Annotated in this window: 21 protein-coding genes; 16 read left to right on the top strand and 5 right to left on the bottom strand. The window is 35.3% G+C overall.

Annotated elements, in window-relative coordinates:
• Positions 1-15: 15 nt before the first annotated feature.
• From JI747_RS14970 to JI747_RS14950, 5 genes are all read right to left on the bottom strand, one after another.
• Positions 16-642 (bottom strand): NUDIX hydrolase, encoded by a 627-nt coding sequence (locus JI747_RS14970; protein ID WP_225689697.1) that lies wholly within the window; start codon positions 640-642, stop codon positions 16-18.
• Between the two features lie 83 nt (positions 643-725).
• A complete protein-coding gene (locus JI747_RS14965; RefSeq protein ID WP_225689696.1) occupies positions 726-1,196 on the bottom strand; it encodes an OsmC family protein in 471 nt (156 codons plus the stop codon).
• A gap of 67 nt (positions 1,197-1,263) precedes the next feature.
• Entirely contained in the window at positions 1,264-2,823 is a 1,560-nt protein-coding gene (locus tag JI747_RS14960) for an Rne/Rng family ribonuclease (RefSeq protein WP_225689695.1), read from the bottom strand.
• A gap of 368 nt (positions 2,824-3,191) precedes the next feature.
• The gene (locus JI747_RS14955; RefSeq protein WP_002984212.1) at positions 3,192-3,482 is read right to left on the bottom strand and encodes an HU family DNA-binding protein; all 291 of its coding nucleotides are present in this window, start codon (positions 3,480-3,482) and stop codon (positions 3,192-3,194) included.
• Positions 3,483-3,620: 138 nt separating this feature from the next.
• Positions 3,621-4,292, bottom strand: a complete 672-nt coding sequence (locus JI747_RS14950; protein ID WP_225689694.1) for a response regulator transcription factor — start codon at positions 4,290-4,292, stop codon at positions 3,621-3,623.
• Between the two features lie 169 nt (positions 4,293-4,461).
• Between JI747_RS14950 and tssO (JI747_RS14945) the strand changes: the two genes are divergently transcribed.
• The 16 genes from tssO (JI747_RS14945) (at position 4,462) to JI747_RS14870 (ending at position 24,505) form a co-directional block, all read left to right on the top strand.
• The gene (tssO, locus tag JI747_RS14945) at positions 4,462-4,998 is read left to right on the top strand and encodes a type VI secretion system TssO (protein ID WP_225689693.1); all 537 of its coding nucleotides are present in this window, start codon (positions 4,462-4,464) and stop codon (positions 4,996-4,998) included.
• Between the two features lie 11 nt (positions 4,999-5,009).
• Positions 5,010-5,540: a type VI secretion system TssO gene (tssO, locus tag JI747_RS14940; RefSeq protein WP_225689692.1), complete on the top strand. Its 531-nt coding sequence runs from the start codon at positions 5,010-5,012 to the stop codon at positions 5,538-5,540.
• A gap of 57 nt (positions 5,541-5,597) precedes the next feature.
• A complete protein-coding gene (locus tag JI747_RS14935) occupies positions 5,598-6,506 on the top strand; it encodes a PKD domain-containing protein (RefSeq protein WP_225689691.1) in 909 nt (302 codons plus the stop codon).
• Between the two features lie 54 nt (positions 6,507-6,560).
• On the top strand, positions 6,561-8,960 hold the full coding sequence (gene tssR, locus JI747_RS14930) for a type VI secretion system protein TssR domain-containing protein (protein ID WP_225689690.1): 2,400 nt from the start codon (positions 6,561-6,563) through the stop codon (positions 8,958-8,960).
• Positions 8,961-9,171: 211 nt separating this feature from the next.
• A complete protein-coding gene (gene tssD / locus JI747_RS14925; RefSeq protein ID WP_225689689.1) occupies positions 9,172-9,576 on the top strand; it encodes a type VI secretion system tube protein TssD in 405 nt (134 codons plus the stop codon).
• Positions 9,577-9,739: 163 nt separating this feature from the next.
• Positions 9,740-11,674, top strand: coding sequence for a type VI secretion system Vgr family protein (locus JI747_RS14920; RefSeq protein ID WP_225689688.1), 1,935 nt, complete (start codon positions 9,740-9,742; stop codon positions 11,672-11,674).
• A gap of 2 nt (positions 11,675-11,676) precedes the next feature.
• Positions 11,677-13,311: a phospholipase effector Tle1 domain-containing protein gene (locus JI747_RS14915; protein WP_225689687.1), complete on the top strand. Its 1,635-nt coding sequence runs from the start codon at positions 11,677-11,679 to the stop codon at positions 13,309-13,311.
• A gap of 55 nt (positions 13,312-13,366) precedes the next feature.
• On the top strand, positions 13,367-14,392 hold the full coding sequence (locus JI747_RS14910) for a DUF2931 family protein (protein ID WP_225689686.1): 1,026 nt from the start codon (positions 13,367-13,369) through the stop codon (positions 14,390-14,392).
• A 123-nt stretch (positions 14,393-14,515) separates the two neighbouring features.
• The gene (locus JI747_RS14905; RefSeq protein ID WP_225689685.1) at positions 14,516-17,011 is read left to right on the top strand and encodes an ATP-dependent Clp protease ATP-binding subunit; all 2,496 of its coding nucleotides are present in this window, start codon (positions 14,516-14,518) and stop codon (positions 17,009-17,011) included.
• 46 nt (positions 17,012-17,057) lie between these two features.
• Entirely contained in the window at positions 17,058-17,912 is an 855-nt protein-coding gene (locus JI747_RS14900) for a lytic transglycosylase domain-containing protein (RefSeq protein WP_225689684.1), read from the top strand.
• A gap of 209 nt (positions 17,913-18,121) precedes the next feature.
• Complete coding sequence (tssD, locus tag JI747_RS14895) at positions 18,122-18,526, top strand: type VI secretion system tube protein TssD (RefSeq protein ID WP_225689683.1); 405 nt, start codon at positions 18,122-18,124, stop codon at positions 18,524-18,526.
• A 238-nt stretch (positions 18,527-18,764) separates the two neighbouring features.
• Positions 18,765-20,900 carry a type VI secretion system Vgr family protein gene (locus JI747_RS14890; RefSeq protein WP_225689682.1) on the top strand — a complete coding sequence of 712 codons (2,136 nt, stop codon included), beginning with the start codon at positions 18,765-18,767 and terminating at the stop codon, positions 20,898-20,900.
• The gene (locus tag JI747_RS14885) at positions 20,900-21,961 is read left to right on the top strand and encodes a hypothetical protein (RefSeq protein ID WP_225689681.1); all 1,062 of its coding nucleotides are present in this window, start codon (positions 20,900-20,902) and stop codon (positions 21,959-21,961) included. Before JI747_RS14890 ends, JI747_RS14885 begins: the two co-directional genes overlap by 1 nt.
• Positions 21,962-21,972: 11 nt before the next feature.
• Positions 21,973-22,563, top strand: coding sequence for a hypothetical protein (locus JI747_RS14880; protein WP_225689680.1), 591 nt, complete (start codon positions 21,973-21,975; stop codon positions 22,561-22,563).
• A 39-nt stretch (positions 22,564-22,602) separates the two neighbouring features.
• Positions 22,603-23,136, top strand: coding sequence for a hypothetical protein (locus tag JI747_RS14875; protein WP_225689679.1), 534 nt, complete (start codon positions 22,603-22,605; stop codon positions 23,134-23,136).
• A 4-nt stretch (positions 23,137-23,140) separates the two neighbouring features.
• Positions 23,141-24,505, top strand: a complete 1,365-nt coding sequence (locus JI747_RS14870) for a hypothetical protein (protein WP_225689678.1) — start codon at positions 23,141-23,143, stop codon at positions 24,503-24,505.
• Positions 24,506-24,656 lie beyond the last annotated feature (151 nt).

Raw genomic sequence — 24,656 nt, 5'->3', positions numbered from 1 at the left:
CACGGTACTGCAAAGTTACATTTTTTTCAGCAACTGGCTGAATTCACTTAAGATCATGGCTGTAGCTCCCCAGATAATATATCCGTTGAAATTGATAACGGGAACTTCATGTCCTCCTGCACTGTCTAAAGTCATAATTTCAGGCTGATCCGGAAGATTTAAAAAAGAAACGATAGGAAATTCGATAACTTCTACGGCTTCACTTTGCTGCAAGATAAAATTCGGATCTTTTTTGGTGTATGAAATGTATGGATACACATAAAAATTACTTGGCGGAATGTAAATAGGAGACATTTCCCTGATGATTCTTACATAGTTTTTTTCAATCCCTATTTCTTCCGAGGTTTCCCTTACGGCAGTTTCAGAAAAATCCTGATCCATTTCCTCCCGTTTTCCTCCCGGTAAAGAAATCTGTCCACTATGTCTGTCGTGTTCATTAATTGTTCTTTGAATGAGTGGGAAATACCATTCATTGTTTTTTAGATATAAAACAATATTAACGGCCGCAAACTTAGGATTTTTAGATAAAACTTCGTCATAAGTAAAGACAGGTCGGTAAGGTGGAGAGAAAACTCCATGGGCGTGTTCTCCCGGTAAGGTTACCTCTTTTATTTTTCGTAATAAATCTTTTCCAAAGCTCATACTTCAAATTTAGGAATATATCTTGAAGAAAAGAATAGGCTTAACATTAATTAACCTCAATTATGTGTATAGTACTGATCCTTTTAATTCTTAATTAAAATTTCGCAAGTATGTTTTACAGGAAAGTTGACCGAATTGGCAATGAAGCAGAACTCGTTAGCTTTTTTATGTAATTCCTTTGCTTTCTCAATTTGCGTCTTATCTGTAATGGTAACGACAGGCTGTAAAACAACTTCAGTGAAACGACCGCTTCCATTTGAATTTTCTTCCATAATCCCTGTTGCATTGTCAATGTAACCGGTAACGATGATCCCTGCTTCGGAACAGAAATGAAGATACCAAAGCATGTGACATGAAGATAATGAAGATAACAGCATTTCCTCCGGATTATATTTTGTTTTGTCTCCACGAAATGCCGGATCGGAAGAACCTTCAATTATTGGTTTGTTCTCTACAGAAATGGTATGGCTTCTTTCATAATCACGATAATTGCTCGTTCCGGAACCTTTGTTTCCTGTCCATTCTATGGAGGTTTTGTAGTGATGGTGTTTCATTTTTTATTTTTTTATAAAATTATTAATAAAAAAACCTCCAGAAAAACTAGAGGTTTTGAATTTTGTATTAATTAGAATAAGCTATCAATTCTTCTTTTTTCGAATTGTAAATTCTGTATTCTAAATATTTAAAAGAATCTCTTGGGATGATGGCTACTTTCTTTTTGTATTTTAAAAACCATTTCATCTGAATACTCATAATGCCTTTTGTAAGATAGGCTTCCACAAAAGGGTGTACGTGAAGGAATATTTTTCCTTTTTCCTTTTGCATAATGGTTTTCAGAGCTTCACCCATTTTTTCTACAATAACAATTGGAGCGATGATTTCTCCGTCTTTGTTAGGGTTTTCTTCCTTGGTGTCGATCTGTTTTTCCGGACGGTTTCTTTGCCGGGTTATTTGTATCAGACCAAATTTACTTGGGGGAAGAATTTTGTGACGTGCTTTGTCACGTTTCATTTCTTCTTTAAGATGTTCATACAGATCTCTTCTGTGCTCAGGATTAGTCATGTCGATGAAATCGATCACGATGATTCCGCCCATGTCACGCAGACGAAGCTGTCTTGCGATTTCTGTGGCTGCCATTTTGTTTACATTCAGGGCATGTTCTTTGTTGACAGCGGCTCCTGTTGTAATATTATTTCCTGAGTTTACATCGACTACGTGTAATGCTTCGGTATGTTCTATAACGAGATAAGCTCCTTTAGAACTTGGAATATTAACATGTTTTCCGAAACTCTGTTTCAGCTGTTTTTCAACATTGTAATATTCGAGAAGAGGAATGTGAGAATCGTAAAACTGGACAATGTTTTTTCTTTCCGGAGCAATTACCTCCAGATAATTTTTCATTTCGCTTACCATTTGTTCATCATCACAAATGATGCTTACGAAATCCTGATTGAAATTGTCTCTTAATATAGCTGAAGCTTTATCATCTTCGCTTAAAACTCTTGACGGAACTTTATTTTTTTGAATATTTTTAAAAGTACTTTCCCATTTCTGAATCAGCTGATTCATGTCGTTGTGCAGGTCTGCTACTTTTTTTCCTTCGGCTACTGTTCTTATAATAACACCGAAGCCTTCGGGTTTTATGCTCTCGATAAGGGTTCTTAATCTTTCTTTTTCCTCAGCACTTCTTACTTTTTTGGAAATAGAAACTTTATTATCGAAAGGAATAAGCACCAAAAAACGCCCCGTTAAGGAAATCTGAGTAGAAATTCTGGGTCCTTTTGTTGAGATGGGCTCTTTGGTAATCTGAAGCAGAACAACATCATCTTTGGCGATTACTTTGTCTACTGTTCCGTTTTTGTCAATTTCGGGTTGTATCTCGAAATTTTTTAAGCTTGAAGTACTTTGTTTTTTAGAAATGGTATCTCTTAAAAACTTCCTGTAGGTAAGGTATTGCGGTCCTAAATCCTGGTAATGCAAAAAAGCATCTTTTTCGTAGCCTATGTTTACGAATGCTGCATTCAGGTTAGGAGCCAGTTTTTTTACTTTTCCTATAAATAAGTCTCCAACTATAAAATCACTTTTGTCCTCTTGCTCATGAAGTTCACATAGTCTTCCATCTTCCAGCAGTGCAATCTTTGTAAGATCATCTTCATGCGAAACTATTAGTTCTTTCTTCATTTTATTAAGGTAAAATTGTTAAGATTTATAGGGAATGGGTGTTTTTATTATTAAATAAATAATATTTTAAATATAAGAATTAGTTGTTAATATTATTATGTTTTGATAAAAATAAAATAAAAACATACATCGATCCTTAAAAATCTTATAGGGTTCAAAACAAAATATAGTCGGTGAATATTAAAATATTAAAAACACCAACTATATTATTATATTGTGAATCTCGAGAAAAAGAGATTATTTTTTCTTATGTCTGTTTGCTCTTCTTCTTTTCTTTCTTTTGTGAGTTGCAACCTTGTGTCTTTTTCTTTTCTTTCCGCTTGGCATAATTTTAATTTTTTAGTAACTAGTTAATATTCCGTTAAATTTTATTTTACTGCAACTTTGGTTTTCACTTTCTCAACAAAAGATTTTGAAGGTTTGAAAGCAGGAATGTTATGAGCCGGGATTTCAATTGCAGTGTTCTTAGAAATGTTTCTACCCGTTTTAGCAGCTCTTGTTTTAATAATGAAAGAACCAAAACCTCTTAGATAAACATTGTCCCCATTGTACATAGAAGTTCTAATCTCCTGCATAAAAGCTTCTACAACTTTCTGTGTTTCATTCTTTTCTGTTCCCAACTTATTTGAGATGGTGTTTACCAATTCTGCCTTTGTCATTTCCTTTTTAAATTTTAAATTTTAGGTGTGCAAATTTAGTTAAAAAAATTGAATACTAGCAAATTAGTGGCAAAATATTTTTAGATCGTTGATTAGGTTTGTATATTTATTTTATATTACCAATATGTTAATATATCTTTATGTACTGGAATTGTAGTATCCATTTTCTACACAAAACCTTATCAGGTGAAGCTTCGTTTTTAGTCCGAGTTTTTCCGTGAGACGGTTGATGTAGGTATCGATAGTTCGTGTACTGAGACTGAGTTTTTCCCCAATTTCCTTGTTGCTGAACCCTTCGTAGCAAAACTTCATCAGCTGAATTTCTGTGGGAGAAAGTTCTTCCTGACTTTTCTTTTGTCTGTTCATATATTCCTGTACCTGAAGAGGCTGTTTTTGCCATTCCTCATAATAAGAATCATAATCAAAATTGTTGTCAGAGATTTTCCCTTTTACAATATTTTTGATGATATTGCTGTTTTTCTGGCAGTAATATATATTGGGAATCTTTGATAAAATTTCGGCAATATCTTCCTGATAAGTTCCGGAATAGGTAATAATAGGTGTTTCGTTATTATTTCTCCGGATAAATTTTATAGCTTCGATTCCGCTCAGTACAGGCATGAATAGCTCTATAATGAAAACGTCTTCCTGCCGTCTATATGTTCTGTTGATAAGCTCATGACCATTATTACAGTCATTGATAAGCATGTTGAAAGGCGTTTCCAAAAGCGTCTTGATCATTATTTTCTTAAAATAAAAATCACTGTCTGCTATTGAGAAGCGAACTCTTTTATTTAGGATTTGGTTCATTTTAATATTTCAATATCGATTTGGTGTAGATATTTAAAATTTAAGAGGTCTAATTTATAAAATTCTGATGAAACATAAAATTAATATTCTCCAATGAGTGATTATGGGAATAAATTTTGTGTATTTTTATTTTTTTTAATAATTTCACCGTCCAAACAAATCACAACATATGTCTTCGAACAAGGAGAAAAAATTAAACCAATCGGACGTCAGGATAGGTATTTGGAAATTTATTCTATCTTTTCTGGTCTTAGCAGGCATTTCTTTTATGTCTGTATTTTTCTTTTTTAAAAGCTATGAGCAGCAGGAGGAGGGAATTAGCAAAGAAGTTTCAGCATACCGCGAGCTGCTTGAACGAAGCGACGTATTAAAAACGCATGTAGATAGTATTTATTATAAAATGGACCAGCTTGACATTAACAAGGTGGATAATGATATATTTCTCAGAAACTCTATTTTGGAGAATGTAAGAGATGCCAGAAATATTATGGGAAAAGACAGTGCTGATAATTTTAAACACTATGCAATTCTCATGAAGCAGATTGGCAGCATGATTGATCTGAAAAATCAGATCATCATCGTAGAGCATCAAAAAGAAATGGCTCGTAGGGATATAGAAGAATGTTTGGGTAAGGTAGGAAGAGCAAATGATGAATTAAGAATAGACCCTACCAGAAAGTTCACAGGCAGTAGAAGACGAAGATAAAAAACAGAGCTATGCAAGGACATATTACATTATCTAAAACAGAAAAACAGTATCAGTTCCTTTATCTTATACTGATGTTGTTGGCAGCACTTATATTTTTAGGAGTTATCTTTTTAAAAGATTCCCCGTCTCCTTTTTCGGATGAAGATGTTGTCTCCCTTCAAAATCTTGAGGAAAAAGCAAGATTCGATCAAAAACAAAAATACAGCTACAAAATAATGGACAGTACATATAATCAGATTAACCGTCTGACCAATGAAATGCCACAGCCTTTTGTAGAAAACAGTATCATATATGGAGTAAATGATATTACCAATTATTATGAAAGTGGCGATACCAAAATTCTTGATTTAAGAAAAGATGCTTATCCACAAATAGCCCTTTTTTACAAAATGTATTTTGATGATAAAAAAACGATTGCTACCGTAACGGAAGACATCGAGAAATTTAAAAAACAGTTTGAAGACTGTTCTATAGGCTTTAAAGAAAAGAAGAGCCAACTGTTTCAGCGTAATAACGAAATGAAAGCGAGAACACAGTAAAAATTTCGCTAAACGACCAAACATACAAAACCCAAAAACACACCACAATATTAGAATATGAATTATTTTGAAAAGAACAAGAAGAATATCATCATCGGGGTTATAGCAACCTTACTTATAGCAGCTTTGGTTGCTCTATGGCTTCAGAAAAAAGTGATCCATTCAAATGATGATATCGTAGGACTGGTGTACCCGTCTACACTTATGGTAGGAGATACACTTCTATTTGAAGATAAAACCCAGTTTGCCAAAACCAAAAGATGGAGTTTTGGAGACGGAGCAACGTCTGATAAAAATAGCGGTATTCACTTTTACAACAAACCGGGATATTATCAGGTAACTTTAATTATTGATAGTAAATATTCAAAATCATTCCCTGTAATGGTGCGTTCAAGAGAAGTTGCCAAGCCAAAGGACACTACAAAAATCCATACAACGATTGATGCCCAGTCTCAGGCAATGGTATTTGAGAATGTGCAATTCCGTGCGATTTCTGAAGCAAAACAATTTACATGGAAATTTGGAGAAACAGGAAATATAGATTCCAAAGAAAAATTTGCTACCTATTCTTACAAAAAACCGGGAGATTATGTCGTTACTTTATTTACGGATGAAAGCATAGAGCCTATCATACATCACATCAAAATACTTCAGGGGTATGATGCGCTGCAGGAAGATGTAACGGTAGAAGATACGTATGCTAAAATGGATAATGATTTTAAATATCATTTGCAGCAAATTGCCAATGGAAACAGTTTCAATACCCATTATAATTATTTACTGAGAAAATATCTTTGTAACAACGAAAACACGGTGGTAAAAGTAAATGATAGTAAAGCCAACAATTTTTATATGTACTGTGCAGGTCTTCAGTTTGATAAAAATAATGTAATACAGACTGTAAAAGTAAACTTTGATGATGCACAGTCTTGCGTAACCAAAGTTGATATCACCCAAAGCAAATAAATGATTGTTCATTTCTACGAACAACACAACACCAATCATAAAAGAAAAATCAGGATGAAAAATAAATTTCCTCTAGCAGCATATTATATAGGTATTTCAGTATTGCTTACAAGTTGTCAGGTAAAACTACCTTCAAAAAGAACACCGGAACCGGAATATTATGGGCAGGTAGACAATTCTCCTGTTGTTAATGGATTTCCAAAAAAGTCTGCTCCTTGGATCGTGATTTCCGATAGGTCCAGAAATACGGCGTATTTAGATAAAAGCGATGAAAAATCATACAAAGAAGTGAAGTTCTTAGAACCCCTTATGGTTTTAAAACATAGAGACGGAATGGTAAAAGTTGCAGAATACGTTCCGGATGCATTAATGAAAAAAGTGTCGTCAAAATCTATCAAAACATACGGATGGATTCCGGAATCTGAGCTGCTACTATGGAACAGTTCCTTGAAAAGCGAAAAAACAGGCTACCCTGTAAGAGTTGCTGTTGTTCCAAGCAATAGTGATGTGATAAGAAGTGCCGAAAGATATTATAAAAATGACTCCATTATGGTTTTCAATTCACCAAGTTTGATTGAACAGGCGAATGTGAAAATTCCGAATGGACAAATGGTATATGTCTACAAACAGGCAGAAAATAATAAACGATTTTTGGTAGGAAAAAAGCCATCCATTGACATTGATAGCATCAATCAAGGATTGTATGGATGGGTAAGTTCTAATGTAATTTCAGCGTGGGGAGAAAGATCGGCTCTTAAAATGAAAAACCCTACGGGAGTTACGGAAACGGCTTTAGGAATACATGAAGGATCTCCTGGTGGATCGAATGTGGAAAACAGAACGGCCATTTTACTTACTGATGTAAACAAAAGAACTCCACTGGAGAACATTTTTCCGGTTAATTTAGGGTTGGATACTGCTCCAACCCCAGATTCCAAAACGAAATACTTTACCAATATTTTAGATTACAGCAAAAACTATGTTTTCAACGTACTGGGAGAACGTATAATTTTTGATCGTTATAGAGAAATTACTGAGAAAAATAAAAAAATAAATATTGTTTTTGCACTGGATATAAGTGCTTCCAATGCTCCTTACGCGCCTATTGTAAAATCTTTATTGCAGGATTTACAGCTTAGATTTGAAAAACCTTCTTACTTCAATTCGGTAAAGTATGGTGCAGTTTTGTATAAAAATAACACCTGTGGTGATAATGTTGCCGCTTCAAACTTAAGCAATGATTATAGCAAGATAACGACATTTATCGATCAGAAGACCAATGAAATGAACTGTCCGAGCACAAGCAGTTATCAGCCTGTAAACGAAGGATTAATGGCAGCAGGTCGTCTTCTTAGTGACCGTCCCGATGAAACCAATATTATCATCACCATCGGAACTTCATCCAATCAGGGAGGAAATATGTATGGGGTGATTAACGCTCTTACCCAAGCTCAGGCAAGATTGATTATGTTCCAGACCAGTGCAAGATCATCAGATACTTATAATGATTTTGTATTGATGTCTGAAAATGTGGTTACAAACACAGCCAAAAACATTGCAGAGCTTAAAAAACAAAACATTATTAATCAAAGTGATGTACTGACCAGAAATAACTTTAGTCTGGTAGAAAGTGAAGCTGGATTCTTTTCATTAGACTATCCAAAACAAAGTATGTCTCAGGGATTTGTCATTTTTCCTAAAAAAGGAGATATTGCAACACCCGGATATTTAAAAAAGGCAGTAGATAGTTTGATTGCTCAGGTGACTTTAGACAACGAAACCATTGATAAATCTCTGAATGATCATTTCCATTCATCAGTAGGAGCAGGAAGAACAGATGTAGATGTGAAATACAAATATCTGTATCCGGGATTGACCAATCCTGTTTCTGCAGGTATTGCAGCACAATTGGTGAACTATGGAAATCCGTTTTTAGTTAAAGGATATATTCCTTCTGAATTAAAAGAATTTAAGCAGGGAATGGAAAAAGGAATTTTGATTTCCGAAGCAGAATATGATAATTTAAAATCTTTCTATACAGAAGTGTATCAGAAAACCAATGCGGAAAGAACAGACTTCAATCAGTCAAAAGCCATCAATGAATATATCAAGCTGTTGAAAAAATATAATCCGACCATTAAGTTTTTAGACAAATCGGATTTATATGAAAAACCAATGTCTTATGCGGTAGGAGTAAGTACAGGTTTTGATAATTCTGAAGAAGAAATGATGTCTAAATACAACCTGAAAGCTTGGAAAAAATCTAAAATCATCATCAACGAATCCGTAAGAACTTACTTTAAATACTACAAAGATTTGGCTGAAAGAATGTTGACCTACAGAAATAATCCAGCAGTGAAAATTCAGCAGAACGGACAAACTTTCTATTGGCTTAATGAGTATTTTATGCCAACTATGCTTCCGGTAGAAGCCCCGGAATATACCAAACATTAAAAAAATAATACTATAAAAAAGACTGTCTCGAAAAGGCAGTCTTTTTTTATAACTTATCTGAAAAACAAAAATTTGTCGTAGAACTACTACATCAAATCGTAGAACTACTACAAAAAATGAAAAAGCTTGTTTGTAATTTTTTTATTGATGATTATGATTCTATCTTTGAAATATCAAATCACAAAATATTAATAATTAAAATTTACAAATCATGGCACTAAATTCAAGAGGAATTTTAAAATTCAACGGAGGAGAAGGACAAAAATTATTAAAGCTTAACTACAGCGTATCCAGATCAACAGACGTATCGGGTAGAGTTGCTTCAGATCCTTCTAACGCAATTATCAAACTTACCGTAGAAGCAACAGAAAAATCTGATATTTTGGAAAGCTTACTGAACGGAAAATACAAACCTACAAGCGGAGAAATTACCTTCAACAAATCTCACGAAGAAGGAACTTTGATTACTTTGAACTGGGAAAACGGATATGTAATTCAACACGAAGTAGACTTTGATGCAGTAGATGAAAATTCTATGTATGTTAGTTTCATTATCAGCGCAGAGAAGATCAACTATGGTAATTCTGCTTATGAAGGACTTTGGCCGTCAGCTTAAGAGTATAGAATATGCATTCACAAAATAAAGACTGTCCGGATAAAGACGGTCTTTTTTGCCTGAAACAATCTTTATTAAAGTTTTTTACGACTTCAGAATGCTTTAATAGAAATTTTTAGTTTGGATATATTTTTTATCTTTAACTCACCACAATCACAAAATTATGTCAACTACATCTGAAAATACGCAGGAAGCGTATTTCCGTCCCACTCAAAATGCGGATGGAATATCGAGCAATCATCATTCAGGTATTAATCGTTTAGTGAAATTATCTCTGGTTATCGAAGGTCAGGTTATTAAATACTATAAATCTCTTAAATTAACACAAAGTGCAGTTCGTCATCATGAATTTGCTCTTACTTTAGCCCATGATACATTGGGCAACCGAGAGTCCTATGCTTTAGAAGATGCGAATACGCTCTTGGGGAAACGCCTTACGGTGGTTATTTCATATAAAGACATTGAAAATAGTCCTGAAAGAACTTTTGTAGGAGTGATCACAGGAGTAGGCTTCAGCCAGGAAAAAATGAGTTTGGGAAATATCGTTTTATCGGGTTACAGTCCTACTATTTTACTTGATGGTGCACCACATATTCAAAGTTTTGGAGGAGGTAAACCTGTCAATATGGGGATCATTGCTGAAGAAGTTATAAAGCAAGGTCTAGATAAAAGCCGCTTTGATATCAGAATCGATACCAATGATTATTCTCAGATTATATACAGCAGCCAATATGATGAAACGCATTATAATTATCTGGCGAGAATGGCAGAAGCCTATGGAGAACAGTTTTATTATGACGGAGAAGTTCTTCACTTCGGTAAGCTGCCCCCACAAAATAAACCGATAAAATTGCTATACGGAAGCAATGCAAACGATATAAAAGTAGAATTGAAAGCCGTTCATACAAAGCCTCAATTCTACGGTTATAATAGTAATAAAAATGAAGTTTTGAAATCGGGCTCAACACCAATTCAGCATGTTGGAGATTTAGCAAAAACAGCTTATCAGCATAATGATACTATTTATAAAACTCCATCATTAAGGGTTGCTCCCATAAAAGCAACGACCCACTTGGATGTTGAATATTCACAAAAAAGTACATCTGGAAGTGAAGCGGTAAACGTTTTTAATCTTTCAGGTTCTACAACCGTTCCTTTTTTACATCCGGGATGCAGTGTAGATATCGAAATGCGAAAACCGGATACTAATGAAACTTCCTATTTCACCAAGCTCATGGTTACAGAAACAACCCATGAAATTGATACGATCGGTCACTATACAGGAAGTTTTGCTGGAATTGCATCTGATACAGGGTTTTTACCAAAACCTGAATTCACAGTTCCTATCGCACAACCACAGATTGCTACCGTAATTTCGAACACCGATCCTGAAGGGCAGGGCAGAGTTCAGGTAAGATTTGACTGGCAAACGAACGATACCACTCATTTCATAAGAATGATGAGTCCCGATGCAGGAGGAACCGATCAGATTACTCAAAACAGGGGATATGTCGCCATTCCGGAAGTTGGAGATCAGGTGATGGTCAATTTCGTACACAATCATCCCGACAGACCTTTCGTCATGGGAGGAATGTTTCATGGGCAGGTTGGTCTTGGAGGCGGAGCCGACAACAGGGTGAAATCAATACAGACCAGAAGCGGCCATAAAGTAGTGTTTACCGAAGACGAGAGCATTATTATTACAGATAAATCCGGTAATGAAATCCATCTGGATACCACCGGAAGCAATATTACGATCACCGCTCCGGAGACGATGACATTGAATTGCCGCAATATGAATATCAATGTAGGTGAAAACATGACCACGAGTGTCGGAATGAATAAATCAGACACCATCATGGCCAATCATACCGAAAGTGTTGGTTCCATGAAATATCTCACAACAGGTGCCGATTTCATGACAAATGTTGTCGGAAAAATGAGCCATTACGTAAAAGGTGATATGGAAGTGTATGGGGAAAAGGAACATAAATTAACCAGCCTTAAAGGTGTGGAAGTTAGCAGTCAGGGCAAGGTAGAGCATCATGCTGAAAAAGAAGTTCAGAACAATAGTGGCGAGAAATCTAAAAATCACTGATCATGAGCATCGAATATTTTGTAGAAGGAAAAGCCATCACACAGACAGGAGGAGATTATAAAACTTTTGCTAAAGAAGGTATAGTGCATACCAGTGCCGTATCCGTTCAGCAAAAAGGAAATGAATCCGGAGTCAGTTATAATGAAGCACAAAAAATCAATCCTAATGATAAGCCGGTTAATACCATTGATGTCAGCTTAAACTTATTTTTTGATGGTACCCTTAATAATAAAACTAATACACTCGCTGGATTATCTGATAAAAAAAAATCTGGCAGTTATGCGAATGACTATTCAAATGTAGCGCGTGGTTATGATGCAATAGATCCTGATGCTGAAAATCAAGTTGCATTGTACATAGAAGGAATAGGGACCGTTGATGGAAAATCTGATAATGATACATTAGGATTTCCTATCCGGGGAGCAGGTATGGGAATAGATGAAAGAGGAATTAAGGCAAAAGTGACAAAAGGATGTATTAAAGGAGCTGAAGTTGTAAAAAAGAAATTTAAAACCAAACCGATTAATATTCTTAAAGTAAATGTGTATGGCTTTAGCAGAGGTGCTGCTGCTGCACGTCATTTTGTGCATGTTGCAACAACCCCGCCTATTGCCACCAAAATGTTTGGGGGAAGTTTAAATGTTTTTCCTCCGGATTTTTTTGAACTGTCAGAGACTGAAAAAAAGGAAAACATAGAGCAAAGATTTATTATTGAGAAAGACAAAACAGAGTCTCATCTTTTAAAATACGGGTATTTCGGGGCATGTATTTTGAAATCCGGATTATCAATACATCAGATCCAGTTTAATTTTGTCGGGCTGTATGATACTGTGGCTTCTTATGGGATGAATCATCGTGGGAATTGGTTTGTAGCGAATGATTCTGTGCAGTTGGGATTAAATGCAGTACAACATGGAGCCTTTATATTCCAGATAGCTTCTGATAATGAGTTTAGAGAAAATTTCAGTCTTACCAATATCAGAGATTCAGGTATCAAAGGATTACAGATTACTTTGCCGGGAGTGCATTCTGACATTGGTGGAGGTTATGTGAATGGTGAGGAAGAAAACGTGCTGATTTATAAACAGCAGGATTCTGTTGAAAATTGTGAACGGTACAGAAGTATTTTAATTGATGAAGGGTGGTTTCATCCGGAAGAAATTAAAATCAAGAAAATTGTGATACCAAGCAGGTATGATGTCACCTACAAATATGAGCTGTGGGGAACTAGAGTTTTATCCAACCATTATGATAAAATTCCGCTGTATTATATGTTTGAATACTCTAAACAATTTGAAGTAAAGTACACAGAAAAGAGAGTAAGCGAAAATAATATCAAAGATAACAATGTACTTGCAATCTCATCTCAGCTGTATAGCTATATCAAAACTTGTAATGATCTGCGCAACGAATATGTGAAGAGATCACAAGAGGGCAAAAATCCTTCAGCTTCAGAGTATGTAAGTACATCGGAAAATTATTATTATATGGATTTCAATATCAACGAAACCGATTTGAAAACAATACGGAATAAATATTTGCACTGGTCTGCTAATCTGGATACCTTCGGAATGGGACCAAGAATTTCCGGAGTGAAAAAAGTATCAGAACGTAAAAGAACAATTTTAGATGGATAAACATAAGATTTTTATTTTTTTGTTGAGTGTTTTTCAACTGATTAATTGCCAGGATATGAAAAAAGAAAAGATAACGCCTTCATATAATGTACAGCTATCCCATTCTGATAATAAACATTCGGTTGGCCCTGTTGAAGACTCTATAATTACTTTAGAGGGAATCTCTGCTCATTTACCTTATGGGCATTCATCAGGAAATTGGGGAAGCTCGGGCAAAGGTTTTACTGAGCAAGGAGGAACTCCTATTGGCGCTGATATTATATATTATGCAGATTCAGAAAATGCCTTTTATCACTTAAAGGCCATTTTTCCAAAAGAGAAAGTGGAAGACTGGGTGCAAAGAGCGTATGCGATAGATGAATCTAAATCTTCAGTTCCTCTGAAAGAATTCATTAACCGCAGAGACGAACCTGATTATTACAAAAAATATAATGAATATCAGATAGCTTACAATAAATTTTCGGATCTTATTTTCGGTTTTGCACCCCAAGGAATGGTGGTGGTATGGTTTGGATATGGCCCTACACAAATTGAATTGGGAGAATATCAGGCAGAGCGTATTACCAATGAAGCGGATACTAAGAAATACAAAGAAAAATACCAGAGAATATACCATGTAGATCCAGAACTTTTTGAAGAATTAGCTCAGGAATATTATCTTCCCAATGAGTCACCGGAAAAATGGAAACAGTACAGACTGCGTTACAACTGGTCGCCCAAAGTGGTTTCTGCAAATAAAGGATTTAAGCTGTTCCGAATAGATACGGATTATTATAACGGGGAAAGAGAAACTATGCTCCGTCCCTGGGTAGAAAACCCATCAGCCAAAGAACGTTCCGTTCCGAAAGAAATCGGAATATATTGGGAAACCGGGAAAGGGGAGGCTTTTGAAGGACGTGCTTTCTTCAATTGGGAAAATATGAATGAAGCCTTCAAAAAATCCGGAGCTCAGCAGCAATTGGAATTTAAAATAGCGCCGGATAACAATAGTTTTGAAGTGCTGCTTAATAACGTGCCTCTGAAAGCAGACAGCCTTCGTGTTTATAAAAGTATCATGAAGTTTAAAGAATCATATAAATAGTAAATGCTGTTGAAAATTAAAATAAATAACAAAATAAACTTATTGTATAAATAAACTTGTTTAATTTTGTTGCCAACACCAACCAATCACAAACAGAGATTATTAATATAGAAAAGAACATAAATGGGAGTACTAGTAACCAATGAAACAGTAAAGCAGCTGTTTCACATTGCGCAGTCTATAGCGAGAGAAAATTATAACGGAATGTATGGGGCACCCCATATTTTACAGGCTTTAATGCATAAAGATATTGGGCTGAACGAGTTTTTGAAAAGCATAGACAAAGATCCAGGATATTTCTACGAATGGGCCGATGTAAGAATTGAAGATTACCCGAAAACAACACATCTTCCCGATGAGGTAGGCGAAGATGAGCAGGTAGACAATATTGTAGAAGAAGCTGATGATATTCGTTTAAAATTAGGCTTAGATGAAATTACCCCGATATGCGTCCTCACTGCCATTGTAAAACCGCAGGTTGCATTTACTTTACAGCAGCTTAAATCTCTGCCACTCAGAGAACACGAGATTTTCAATTTATACAGAAAGGATACCCCTTATGAAAGCTCAGAAAACGGAAATTTTTCTTCCATTTTTTCAAACGGGTCAGAGTATTCTGATAATTCATTTCCGTCGATTAAAAGCTATTGTGTAGATAGAACCGCTCAGGCGAGAAAGGGTGAACTGGAAAACATTATCGGAAGAGATAAAGAACTCAGAATGCTGGTTGAAATTCTCTGCCGAAGAAGTAAACCCAATGTCATTATTATCGGTGAGCCGGGAGTGGGGAAAACGGCTTTGGTAGAAGGCTTTGCCATCGAAATTACCAAAGGAAATGTTCCTGATATGCTGAAAAACGGCACCCTTTTAGAATTGGATACCGGAGCTTTATTAGCAGGAACCTCTTACAAAGGAGAAATTGAAGACCGACTGAAAAAAGTCATCAACGAATGCAAGAAAATTGAAAAAGCCATTCTTTTCATTGATGAAATTCATACCCTTTTAGATCCGAAAGGAAGCATAGGAAACGTTGCAAACTTACTGAAGCCTGAATTGGCAAGAGGCGAAATCACCGTAATCGGAGCGACAACTCAGGAAGAATACAGAAAAATAATAGAACCGGAACAGGCTTTCAACCGTCGTTTTGAAGTATTGACGGCAAACGAACCTGATGAGAAAACATGCGTTAAAATGATTGACGTACTCTTGGAAGGCTATAAAAAACACCACGGAATCGAAGTAGAGAAAAAAGCACTTCCGGAATGTGTTCGTTTGGCGAAAAGATATGCAAAAGGTAAAAAATTACCTGATGCAGCAATCGATCTGTTAGATAGAACGATGGCAGCGATCAAAATGCTTGATGAACTTTCAGAAAAAGAACTGGAAAGCTGGAAAACCAGATACGATGAAATTTTACAGGAAGAGTTTTTTGATGAAAAAGATAAAGCAGACGAACTGATCTGGACGTATAATTTATTAAGAGACAAAATCAGCCCGATCTTGTGGGGTTCTTTGAGTGAGCAGCCTCAAATCGACAACTCAATGCCGGTAGATCAGATTCAGAAAATTATAGAAAATACCTATGCAGAACTTTTACAGCATGCATCCGTAAAAAGAGAAAAAGTAGACCGTTTGGAATTGGCGGCAGTAATGGCGGCTAAAACAAACATTCCGATCGGAAAAATTCAGGCTCAGGAAAAAGAGAAGCTGTTAAATATGGAATCCCTTTTAATGAACCGTGTTGTGGGGCAGGATCATGCTTTAAAAATCCTTTCTGATGCCATTGTTGAGAACCGAAGCGGATTAAACAAACCTGGACAGCCTATCGGTTCGTTCTTCCTGTTAGGACCTACCGGAACAGGAAAAACAGAATTGGCAAAATCTATGGCAGAATTGCTTTTCAACGACGAAAAAGCAATGGTTCGTTTCGATATGTCCGAATTTAAAGAAGAACATTCGGCAGCACTTTTATATGGAGCGCCTCCGGGATATGTGGGGTATGAAGAAGGAGGAATGCTGGTAAATAAAATCAGACAGCAACCTTATACCGTTGTTTTGTTTGATGAAATTGAAAAAGCGCATCACTCGGTTTTTGATGTCTTTTTGCAGATCATGGACGAAGGAAAAGTACACGATAAACTTGGAAAAGAAGGGGATTTCAGTAATGCCTTAATCCTGTTTACCTCCAATATCGGAAGTGAGGAAATTGTAAAGCAGTTTGAAGAAGGAAAAATACCGGAATCCAAATCATTAATGCAGATCATGTCAAATTCAGGACGTTTCAGGCCAGAGTTTTTAGCGAGAATTACAGAAATTATTCCTTTTGCACCCATTACAGAATCTATTGCTGAAAGAATCTTTAATATTCAGTTGAAATCATTGCATTCTTCATTGACCCGATTGGGAATGGCACTTACAATTTCTGATGAGGCAGTTAAAAACTTAGCTTTAGGAGGATTCAGCAGTAAATATGGAGCAAGACAGATATCCGGTGTTATCAGGTCTCAATTGGCTAGACCCATCTCAAAAATGATCGTAAGAGAAGAAGTGAAAGCCGGTGAGACGATTCATGTAGACTGGAATAAAGAAGAAGAAAAACTGAGCTGGAAAGTAGAATAATACGGATCGTATATTCAGTTTTTAGTAAAGATTAATTTGATAGAAAATGAAAATGAATTTCAAAAATATTTTTACAGGTTTCTTGCTGTTAGGATCTGTCTGTTTTATGAACGGGCAGTTTCTTTCCGCTTCCGATACCTCGGAAAATAGCGTGAAGAGATACAAAAATATTATAAACGCCAATAAAGAGATTGTTGAATTTATTGAAAATTCTCTTGCACAGAAAGGATTACCTAAACACCTTAGGAATCTGGCTTTAATAGAATCGCATTTTAACAGGAATATCACTTCAGGAGCCGGAGCTGTCGGGGTTTGGCAGTTTATGACCTCCCACGCCAATCAGTATGGACTTTCCGAACAAAACCGGAATGATATTTATAAAAGTACAAAAACGGCAGTAGTATCCTTGGCCAACCTGTATAAAAAATATAACAATTGGGTGACAGTAGTTGCAGCCTATAACTGTGGAGAAGGAAATATAGCAAAAGCGATGTCTGCAGCAGGATCAACTCAGTATCACGTTTTTTATAAGTTTTTACCTAATGAAACCATTAATCATGTTAAAAAATATCTGAATGCATGCTACGCCACCGATGAACTGCAAAGTGTACTGACGGACTATAACAATGCCCGCCTCAATACGGTTTTCTTCGTAAATGGTGGAAGTGGTAAAGATATCGGATCCCTATCCGAAACCGATATCAATGCCGGATTTAATTTAAATATTATTGCAGACGAGCTGAAAATAGACGTCAATAAAATCCTTGCATGGAATCCGGGAATTATGGAAGAACTTCAAAACAAAGGAGAAAGTACTTTATATCTTCCCATGGACCTGATGCCTGATTTTCTTTTGCGAAAAAACAAAATATTATCCAGATCTATAAAAGAAGTAAAATAAAATTAATTGCTAATGGATTGTTAGTCAGTTTTTTTTGGTTTTAAAATTTAATACACAAAATACTGTCGTAGAATTACTACATCAAATCGTAGAACTACTACAAAAAATGAAAAAGCTTGTTTGTAATTTTTTTATTGATGATTATGGTTCTATCTTTGAAATATCAAATCACCAAATCACGAAATATTAATAATTAAAATTTACAGATCATGGCACTAAATTCAAGAGGAATTCTAAAATTCAACGGGGGAGAAGGTCAAAAATTATTAAGGCTGAACTACAGCGTATCCAGATCAACAGACGTATCGGGTAGAGTCGCTTCAGATCCTTCTAACGCAATTATCAAACTTACCGTAGAAGCAACAGAAAAATCTGATATTCTGGAAAGCTTATTAAACGGAAAATACAAACCAACAAGCGGAGAAATTACATTCAACAAATCTCACGAAGAAGGAACTTTGATTACTTTGAACTGGGAAAACGGATATGTAATTCAGCACGAAGTAGACTTTGATGCGGTAGATGAAAATTCTATGTATGTGAGTTTCATTATAAGTGCAGAGAAGATCAACTATGGTAATTCTGCTTATGAAGGACTTTGGCCATCAAGCTAAGATATCAACTAATCAACTAAAAAACTAAACTGAAACAGGGTAGTCTGCCAACAAGCAGATTATTCTGTTTTCATGCTATAAGTATGTTTAAGGTGGTTAAAAAATCATCTGTAAAATATTCCTATTTATTAGTGATTCAATTCATTAGTGTTTAAAATAATCTATTTTGGTGTGATCCATGCTTTGGGAAATTAAATAAGAAAGGAATTCAAAAAATAATCAAAAAAACACAAATATTATGTTTCAGGATAATAGAACAACTAAAGCACAACGCAATGTTGTAGAGCCAGAGAAGTTTTTGGATGAGGCAGGAAATAATATACAGAATGCTAAAGATAATGTGCTGAAAAAAATTGATTCGAAAATAAATACGCAGTCTTTGTTAGACGGGGTTTCGCCTTCACGGGTACCATCAACGAAAGAACAGAAACTATGGACTCAGCAACCTACTTCAAAAATTCACAATGCTGCAGCCATTCCGACTAGTGAAATTCTGGGGATCAATCGGGTGGTAAAGCTTGATATTGTCATAGAAGGAAAAGAAATCCGGCATTTTAAGCATTTTAAACTCATACAAAGTGCGGTTAAACATCATGAGTTCTCTCTTACACTGTCCTATGATACATTAGGAAGTGCCGAGAATCATAATCTGGAAGAAGCTCAAAATTTTCTTGGTAAAAGAATTACAGTTATTTTCAAATATAAAGATGTCATGGAAGGGCCGGAACGTAACTTTGTCGGAGTAATAACAGAAGTTGGGTTCAGTCAGGAAAAAGGAAATCTTGGAGATATTGTGCTTTCCGGTTACAGTCCAACGATTCTTTTAGATGTAGCTCCCAATATTCAAAGTTTCGGTGGAGCTCAGGAAATAAGTCTGAATAGCATTGCAGATCAGGTCATCAAAGAAGGTCTTGGACAAAATAAATATGATTACAGAGTAGATTCCAAATATGGAAATGTTACCTATAGTTCTCAATACGAAGAAACCCATTATAATTACCTGGCCAGAATGGCGGAAGCTTATGGAGAACAGTTTTTCTATGATGGCGAAGTTCTTCATTTCGGGAAACTACCTCCTCAGGAGAAACCGGTAAAGCTTACTTACGGAAGCAGTGTGAATGATGTGAAAATTAAAATGAAAGCACAGCACGTACACCCAACTTTTTATGGATATAACAGCAGTAAGAACGAAAAACTGACCACGGGCAATTCTACCATCAAGCATACTTCCGATATCGCAAAACGCGCCTACGAAATTTCGGAAAAAACCTTTCAGACCCCTTCATTAAGAGTAGCTCCTATAAAAGCTAAATCTTTTATGGATATTGATGCCTCACAGAAAGGAACCGCAGGAAGTAAAGCGTCCGAAGTTTTTGTGACTATGGGAACTACCACAGTTCCTTTCCTATATCCCGGATGTATTGCAGATATTGAGATGCGCAAAACAGATACCAATGATACTTCCTACTTCACAAAGCTCATGATTACGAAAGTGACACACGAAGTGGATGCAAGAGGATATTATGACGGCCATTTCGAAGCCATTGCTGCAGATACAGGATTTATTCCGCGTCCGGAATTTAATCTTCCGAAAGCAGAACCTCAGTTTGCGAAAGTAATTTCCAATACAGATCCTTTAAATCAGGGAAGAGTGCAAGTGCAATTCGATTGGCAAAATGGAAATTCTACGACCGAATTTATCCGTGTTATGTCTCCGGATGCAGGAAGCAGTGACAAAGTAAATAAAAACCGAGGTTTTATGTCTGTTCCGGAAGTAGGAGATCAGGTAATTGTCAATTTTGTTCATCAACACCCAGACAGGCCTTTTGTGATGGGCGGAATGTTCCACGGAACAATTGGCGCAGGTGGAGGAGCCGGAAATAATGTAATGAGCTTCAGCGGAAGAAGTGGTGCAGAATTAAAATACGACAATGGAGCCGGCTCAATGAATCTGAAGGATCAGGGAGGTGCCAATATGTTTTTTGATGGAGCAGGAAACTCTGAAACCAACGCAAATAATAACAAAACTGTAAACGTCGGAAACGATAATACCAAAACAGTTAAAAATAATAATACGACAAATGTAGGCTGTCAACATAAGACGGATGTAGGAGAAGGGCAAAGTGTATTAACTATGGGAAAAGATGGAGTTATTGACTTGAGCGGAGCGCAAAAAGTAACGTTGAAAGTTGGAAGTAGTTTTATAGAGATAACGAGTGACAGTATAAAATTACAAAGTAGCAATGTTATAATAAGTGGTTCCTCAGCAGTAACCGTTGATAATTCTTCGGGTACATCTTGTTCTGCATCGGGTGTTAGTATTTCTCCGGCAATTATTTCCATTAACAATCCAAATCAGGTAGATATTAATTAATGAAAATTATAAAATACAAGATAGAAAAAGGGGAAAATCTTAGATCTATAGCAGAGAAATTTAATATGGATGTAGAAGCATTGAAGAAATTCCATAATTCAAACTCAGGTTTTTCTAGTATGATTTTTTCTGATAAATTGCCTATTCATCTTGATACCATTTTTATTAAGCAAAATACTTTTGAAGAAGCATTAATAAAAAAAGGAAATATGGAAAGTTTAAATTTTGAAGAAGTAGTAAGATATAGGTGCGAACAGCTGAACATCAGTAGAGTAAATAATGAAATAATAACACTTTCTGCAAATACATTTCATGAATTTTTAGTTAAAAAAGCTAAAAATACAAGTATTTTCAATGTAGAAATTACAGATTTTGGGTTTTCTGTTGAGCCAGCAGTTTATGAATCGGGCTTTTTATTTGCACAAAAATTAGAGAAGTTGAAGTTGCCTATTACCTTCAATATATCGGAGGAAGCTTTTATGAAAGAAATTTTTAATTATGACCAGATAAAAAACCGATGGAAGAAGTTTCGTGATTTTGAATTACAAAATACAGAACTTTATAAACAACTTATTTCTCAGGCTCCAAAACAGGCGGAAGATATTATTGCCACAGGAGATAAAGAATTCCTCAATAAGGAAAACCTTGGTAAAATGATGGATAAAAATCTTTTTTTCCATCTTTTTATGAAATCATTTTTGGGAGATCGGCTTAAAAATTATCAGCTTCAACAGTTTTCTCAGATTTTTCCTAATATAGATCTTACAACAGATGTAGTAAAATCTCTTGTTCGTGAAGACGATCGTTCAGCAACATACAGACTTGTAGGAACATTAAACAGAGAAAACCTTTCGGAAGAAACGCTAAAAAATTTTTACGATACGATCTATAAATCAAGTTTGAGATTCAATTACACTACATTCGATTTTATTTATAGAATTACCTACACCATTGATAAAGAAACAGAGCTTATACAGGATGGAAAGGCTTCTATTGCAGAAAAAATTAAAAATAATTTTGAAGTAATTACTGAATATAATATAAAGAAGGTTGAGCTTTAAAAAAAATATTGATGGAAAAGAAATATGAATTTAGGCAATTTAGTATTGTGGTTTGGGCTATTACATTGCTGGTGTTTTTCGCTGGATTAATAGTGTTTATTACCACAGATGGTATTTATGCTATTTTTAGTAGTACTACACAACAAACCTACATTTTAATTTTTGTTTTATCCATTTTGCTTTTTATTATTATAGGAATCAATTTATATTTTTCTAAAATAATTTCAATAGTTATTAAAGAAGATTCGATCATCATTAGCAATAACAAAAAAAATACAAGCACAATATTATTAAAAAAGGATATTGTTAATTATAATCTCAATATCACCAATAAAGGAATGCTGGATATTTTGAGGATTAAATGGGCTAATAAAAATATATATTTTTGGTTAGGTGCTATCAGTTTTAATCAGGAAAATAAGGATGATCTTAATAATAAAGAAAATCTTCTGCAACAGCTCAAAATAGGATTACCCCATAAGAATGTGAAAACCTCTATAGATCAGATGATTTTATTTTTTGCAAATAAATTTCCATTTATAATGCTTTTTATAGCGCTGGCGGTTTTCATTTTTGGATTTATATATATAATTAATTTATAGTACACAGATTGATTTTTTCACAGTTTAGTTATAAAAAGTATGGATGAAAATAAAATTACCATATCTGTTTTTAACACGAAATATAGTTTTTGGGCAACAATAATTACAATATTATTTTTATTACCGTCAGTTATATTATTTATCAAGTTTTTAGATGTAAGATATACAACCAATCAAACCAAACTCATTATTGTATGTCTTTCCTTAATATTTGGTTTTTTGATTGTCGTAATGAAAACTACTATGCGAAAAATAGATATTATAAAAACGGATCATAATTGTTTTATAAAATATAATAATGGTGAAACATTTCTTTTATCAGATGATATTAACTATAATATTTATAATTACAATTCGAGAAAAGCTTTTATGCTAAGAATTTTAGATGGAAAAACAACAAAATTTCTATTATCGCTAGATATGAATTTAAAACCTGAAGTTGAAGTTTTTTTTAATGATTTTATAAAAAAGAAAAATAAGAAGGATTTTATTGCATTGGCATTTCCGATATTAATGTGCTTTGCCTATTTTATTATCAGTGTAGTATTTGTATTGTTTATTCCTAAATATTAAAATTATGGCAGTTTCATATATTCCCCAAGATAAAGTGTTTGCAGTCTGTACCTATCAGATGAGTTCTGCACCCCAAAAATTTTCTTTCAGTCGCAAGAAAATAAATGTTTATTATGAAAATAATAAACAGCCGGTGCTTACCGTAGACGACAAAAATGTAATGGTTGAATTCACCTGTAAATCACCTGCAAATTTAGCAGGTACTTTACTCGCTTTTGGTGCTGGTCTTGCGGTAGGAGCTCTTGTTTTTCTCTCAGGACCTGTTGGTTGGATAGCATTTGGAGTTGGAGCCGCTATTTTTGTTGGAGGAGCTATCGCAACTATTAGCGCCGTAAATCACAAATGTACAGATCCTTTAAACAGCGGACAATGGTTTCTGGCTCACAACAGCGTAAAGATTAATGGAGCTTCTGCCATTACACGTTCTTCTATTTTAAAATGTGGAAACAGTGGAATTCTGACTCCTTTTTTCGATGAAGCTTCTGCTAACGCTGCGGCTCACTCTATAGCATCCAAAAATAAGTGGGAATTGGGGATTAATGTGGTAGCCTCTTTTGGTGCTGGTTTTTTTCTTCCCAGTGCGTTTTCCGGGTTTGGTGCGGCATCCGTTGCCGGAAAGATTTGGATGACGGGGGGAAGATTTGTCGCAGGTTTTGCTCTTTTTAGTGGAATCAATTATGCCGTTAGAGGAGGGATAAGATTAGGGCATGAAACCTTTGGGGACGTAAGCGATAATACTACTTATGATCAGATGAATAATCATACAGAAGATTTTGTGAATTCAGACGGGCAAGTAGAGCAGAGAGATATAGATCAAAACAGTTTATGGGGAGCCCCTTCCAAACCGGATGATTTGGTGCAGGATTCTGAAGATATTATTGAAATTAAAAAACAAAGTGGGCCTTGGTATAAAATCACTTCATACAGAACAGAAAGTGTAATGGGGAAAATTACCAAAATTGAGGAAACTAGAAGAGTCCATGTCAGTAATGTTAATCTGCAGAGACAACTCAATCAGTTAGAAGGCTTGAGCCGTCAACAGCTCAGAACCAATCCGCTTGCAAGACAGTTGCTTAATGATCTCAATAATGGAAAATACCCTGAATGGCGAAATGCAGCAACACACTACAACAGCGGAAGGATGAACCCCAGTATGGTGGATGATGGAAGAACCGTTGCAGCGTCCCACTCAAGCAATAGTTTAAAAAATCTTACCTCAAACTCTGTTCAGGGCGCACTTTTTTTAATTCCCTTCATCGGAACTATTTTCTCAGAAGAAGCAAGAGTTGATTTAGCTCAAGGTATGGCTAGCGATTTGAGTGCAGAACCTAATGGAAGTAGTTTGGTAGCTAATATTCCGGTAGATTAAATTTTATTTATCAGGAAGAGTATAAGGAGCTATTGAAGGAAGAAATCCTACCAATACTCAAGGTACTGATGTAATTAATTAGGCTTTTGGTTTCTTTAGGAATGAGCTATCTATATTTAGGAAATATAGAAAAAGCAAAGACATTAGGATA

Source organism: Chryseobacterium tagetis (genome assembly GCF_016735585.2).
In the GTDB taxonomy this organism is placed as follows: Bacteria; Bacteroidota; Bacteroidia; order Flavobacteriales; family Weeksellaceae; genus Chryseobacterium; species Chryseobacterium tagetis.
Note: the sequence above shows the minus strand (reverse complement) of the source record. Positions and strands in the feature narration are given on the sequence as shown.

Coding starts and splice junctions, on each gene's coding strand:
- JI747_RS14970 (WP_225689697.1), bottom strand. CDS start 642: ATGAGCTTTGGAAAAGATTTATTACGAAAAATAAAAGAGGTAACCTTA.
- JI747_RS14965 (WP_225689696.1), bottom strand. CDS start 1,196: ATGAAACACCATCACTACAAAACCTCCATAGAATGGACAGGAAACAAA.
- JI747_RS14960 (WP_225689695.1), bottom strand. CDS start 2,823: ATGAAGAAAGAACTAATAGTTTCGCATGAAGATGATCTTACAAAGATT.
- JI747_RS14955 (WP_002984212.1), bottom strand. CDS start 3,482: ATGACAAAGGCAGAATTGGTAAACACCATCTCAAATAAGTTGGGAACA.
- JI747_RS14950 (WP_225689694.1), bottom strand. CDS start 4,292: ATGAACCAAATCCTAAATAAAAGAGTTCGCTTCTCAATAGCAGACAGT.
- tssO (WP_225689693.1), top strand. CDS start 4,462: ATGTCTTCGAACAAGGAGAAAAAATTAAACCAATCGGACGTCAGGATA.
- tssO (WP_225689692.1), top strand. CDS start 5,010: ATGCAAGGACATATTACATTATCTAAAACAGAAAAACAGTATCAGTTC.
- JI747_RS14935 (WP_225689691.1), top strand. CDS start 5,598: ATGAATTATTTTGAAAAGAACAAGAAGAATATCATCATCGGGGTTATA.
- tssR (WP_225689690.1), top strand. CDS start 6,561: ATGAAAAATAAATTTCCTCTAGCAGCATATTATATAGGTATTTCAGTA.
- tssD (WP_225689689.1), top strand. CDS start 9,172: ATGGCACTAAATTCAAGAGGAATTTTAAAATTCAACGGAGGAGAAGGA.
- JI747_RS14920 (WP_225689688.1), top strand. CDS start 9,740: ATGTCAACTACATCTGAAAATACGCAGGAAGCGTATTTCCGTCCCACT.
- JI747_RS14915 (WP_225689687.1), top strand. CDS start 11,677: ATGAGCATCGAATATTTTGTAGAAGGAAAAGCCATCACACAGACAGGA.
- JI747_RS14910 (WP_225689686.1), top strand. CDS start 13,367: ATGAAAAAAGAAAAGATAACGCCTTCATATAATGTACAGCTATCCCAT.
- JI747_RS14905 (WP_225689685.1), top strand. CDS start 14,516: ATGGGAGTACTAGTAACCAATGAAACAGTAAAGCAGCTGTTTCACATT.
- JI747_RS14900 (WP_225689684.1), top strand. CDS start 17,058: ATGAAAATGAATTTCAAAAATATTTTTACAGGTTTCTTGCTGTTAGGA.
- tssD (WP_225689683.1), top strand. CDS start 18,122: ATGGCACTAAATTCAAGAGGAATTCTAAAATTCAACGGGGGAGAAGGT.
- JI747_RS14890 (WP_225689682.1), top strand. CDS start 18,765: ATGTTTCAGGATAATAGAACAACTAAAGCACAACGCAATGTTGTAGAG.
- JI747_RS14885 (WP_225689681.1), top strand. CDS start 20,900: ATGAAAATTATAAAATACAAGATAGAAAAAGGGGAAAATCTTAGATCT.
- JI747_RS14880 (WP_225689680.1), top strand. CDS start 21,973: ATGGAAAAGAAATATGAATTTAGGCAATTTAGTATTGTGGTTTGGGCT.
- JI747_RS14875 (WP_225689679.1), top strand. CDS start 22,603: ATGGATGAAAATAAAATTACCATATCTGTTTTTAACACGAAATATAGT.
- JI747_RS14870 (WP_225689678.1), top strand. CDS start 23,141: ATGGCAGTTTCATATATTCCCCAAGATAAAGTGTTTGCAGTCTGTACC.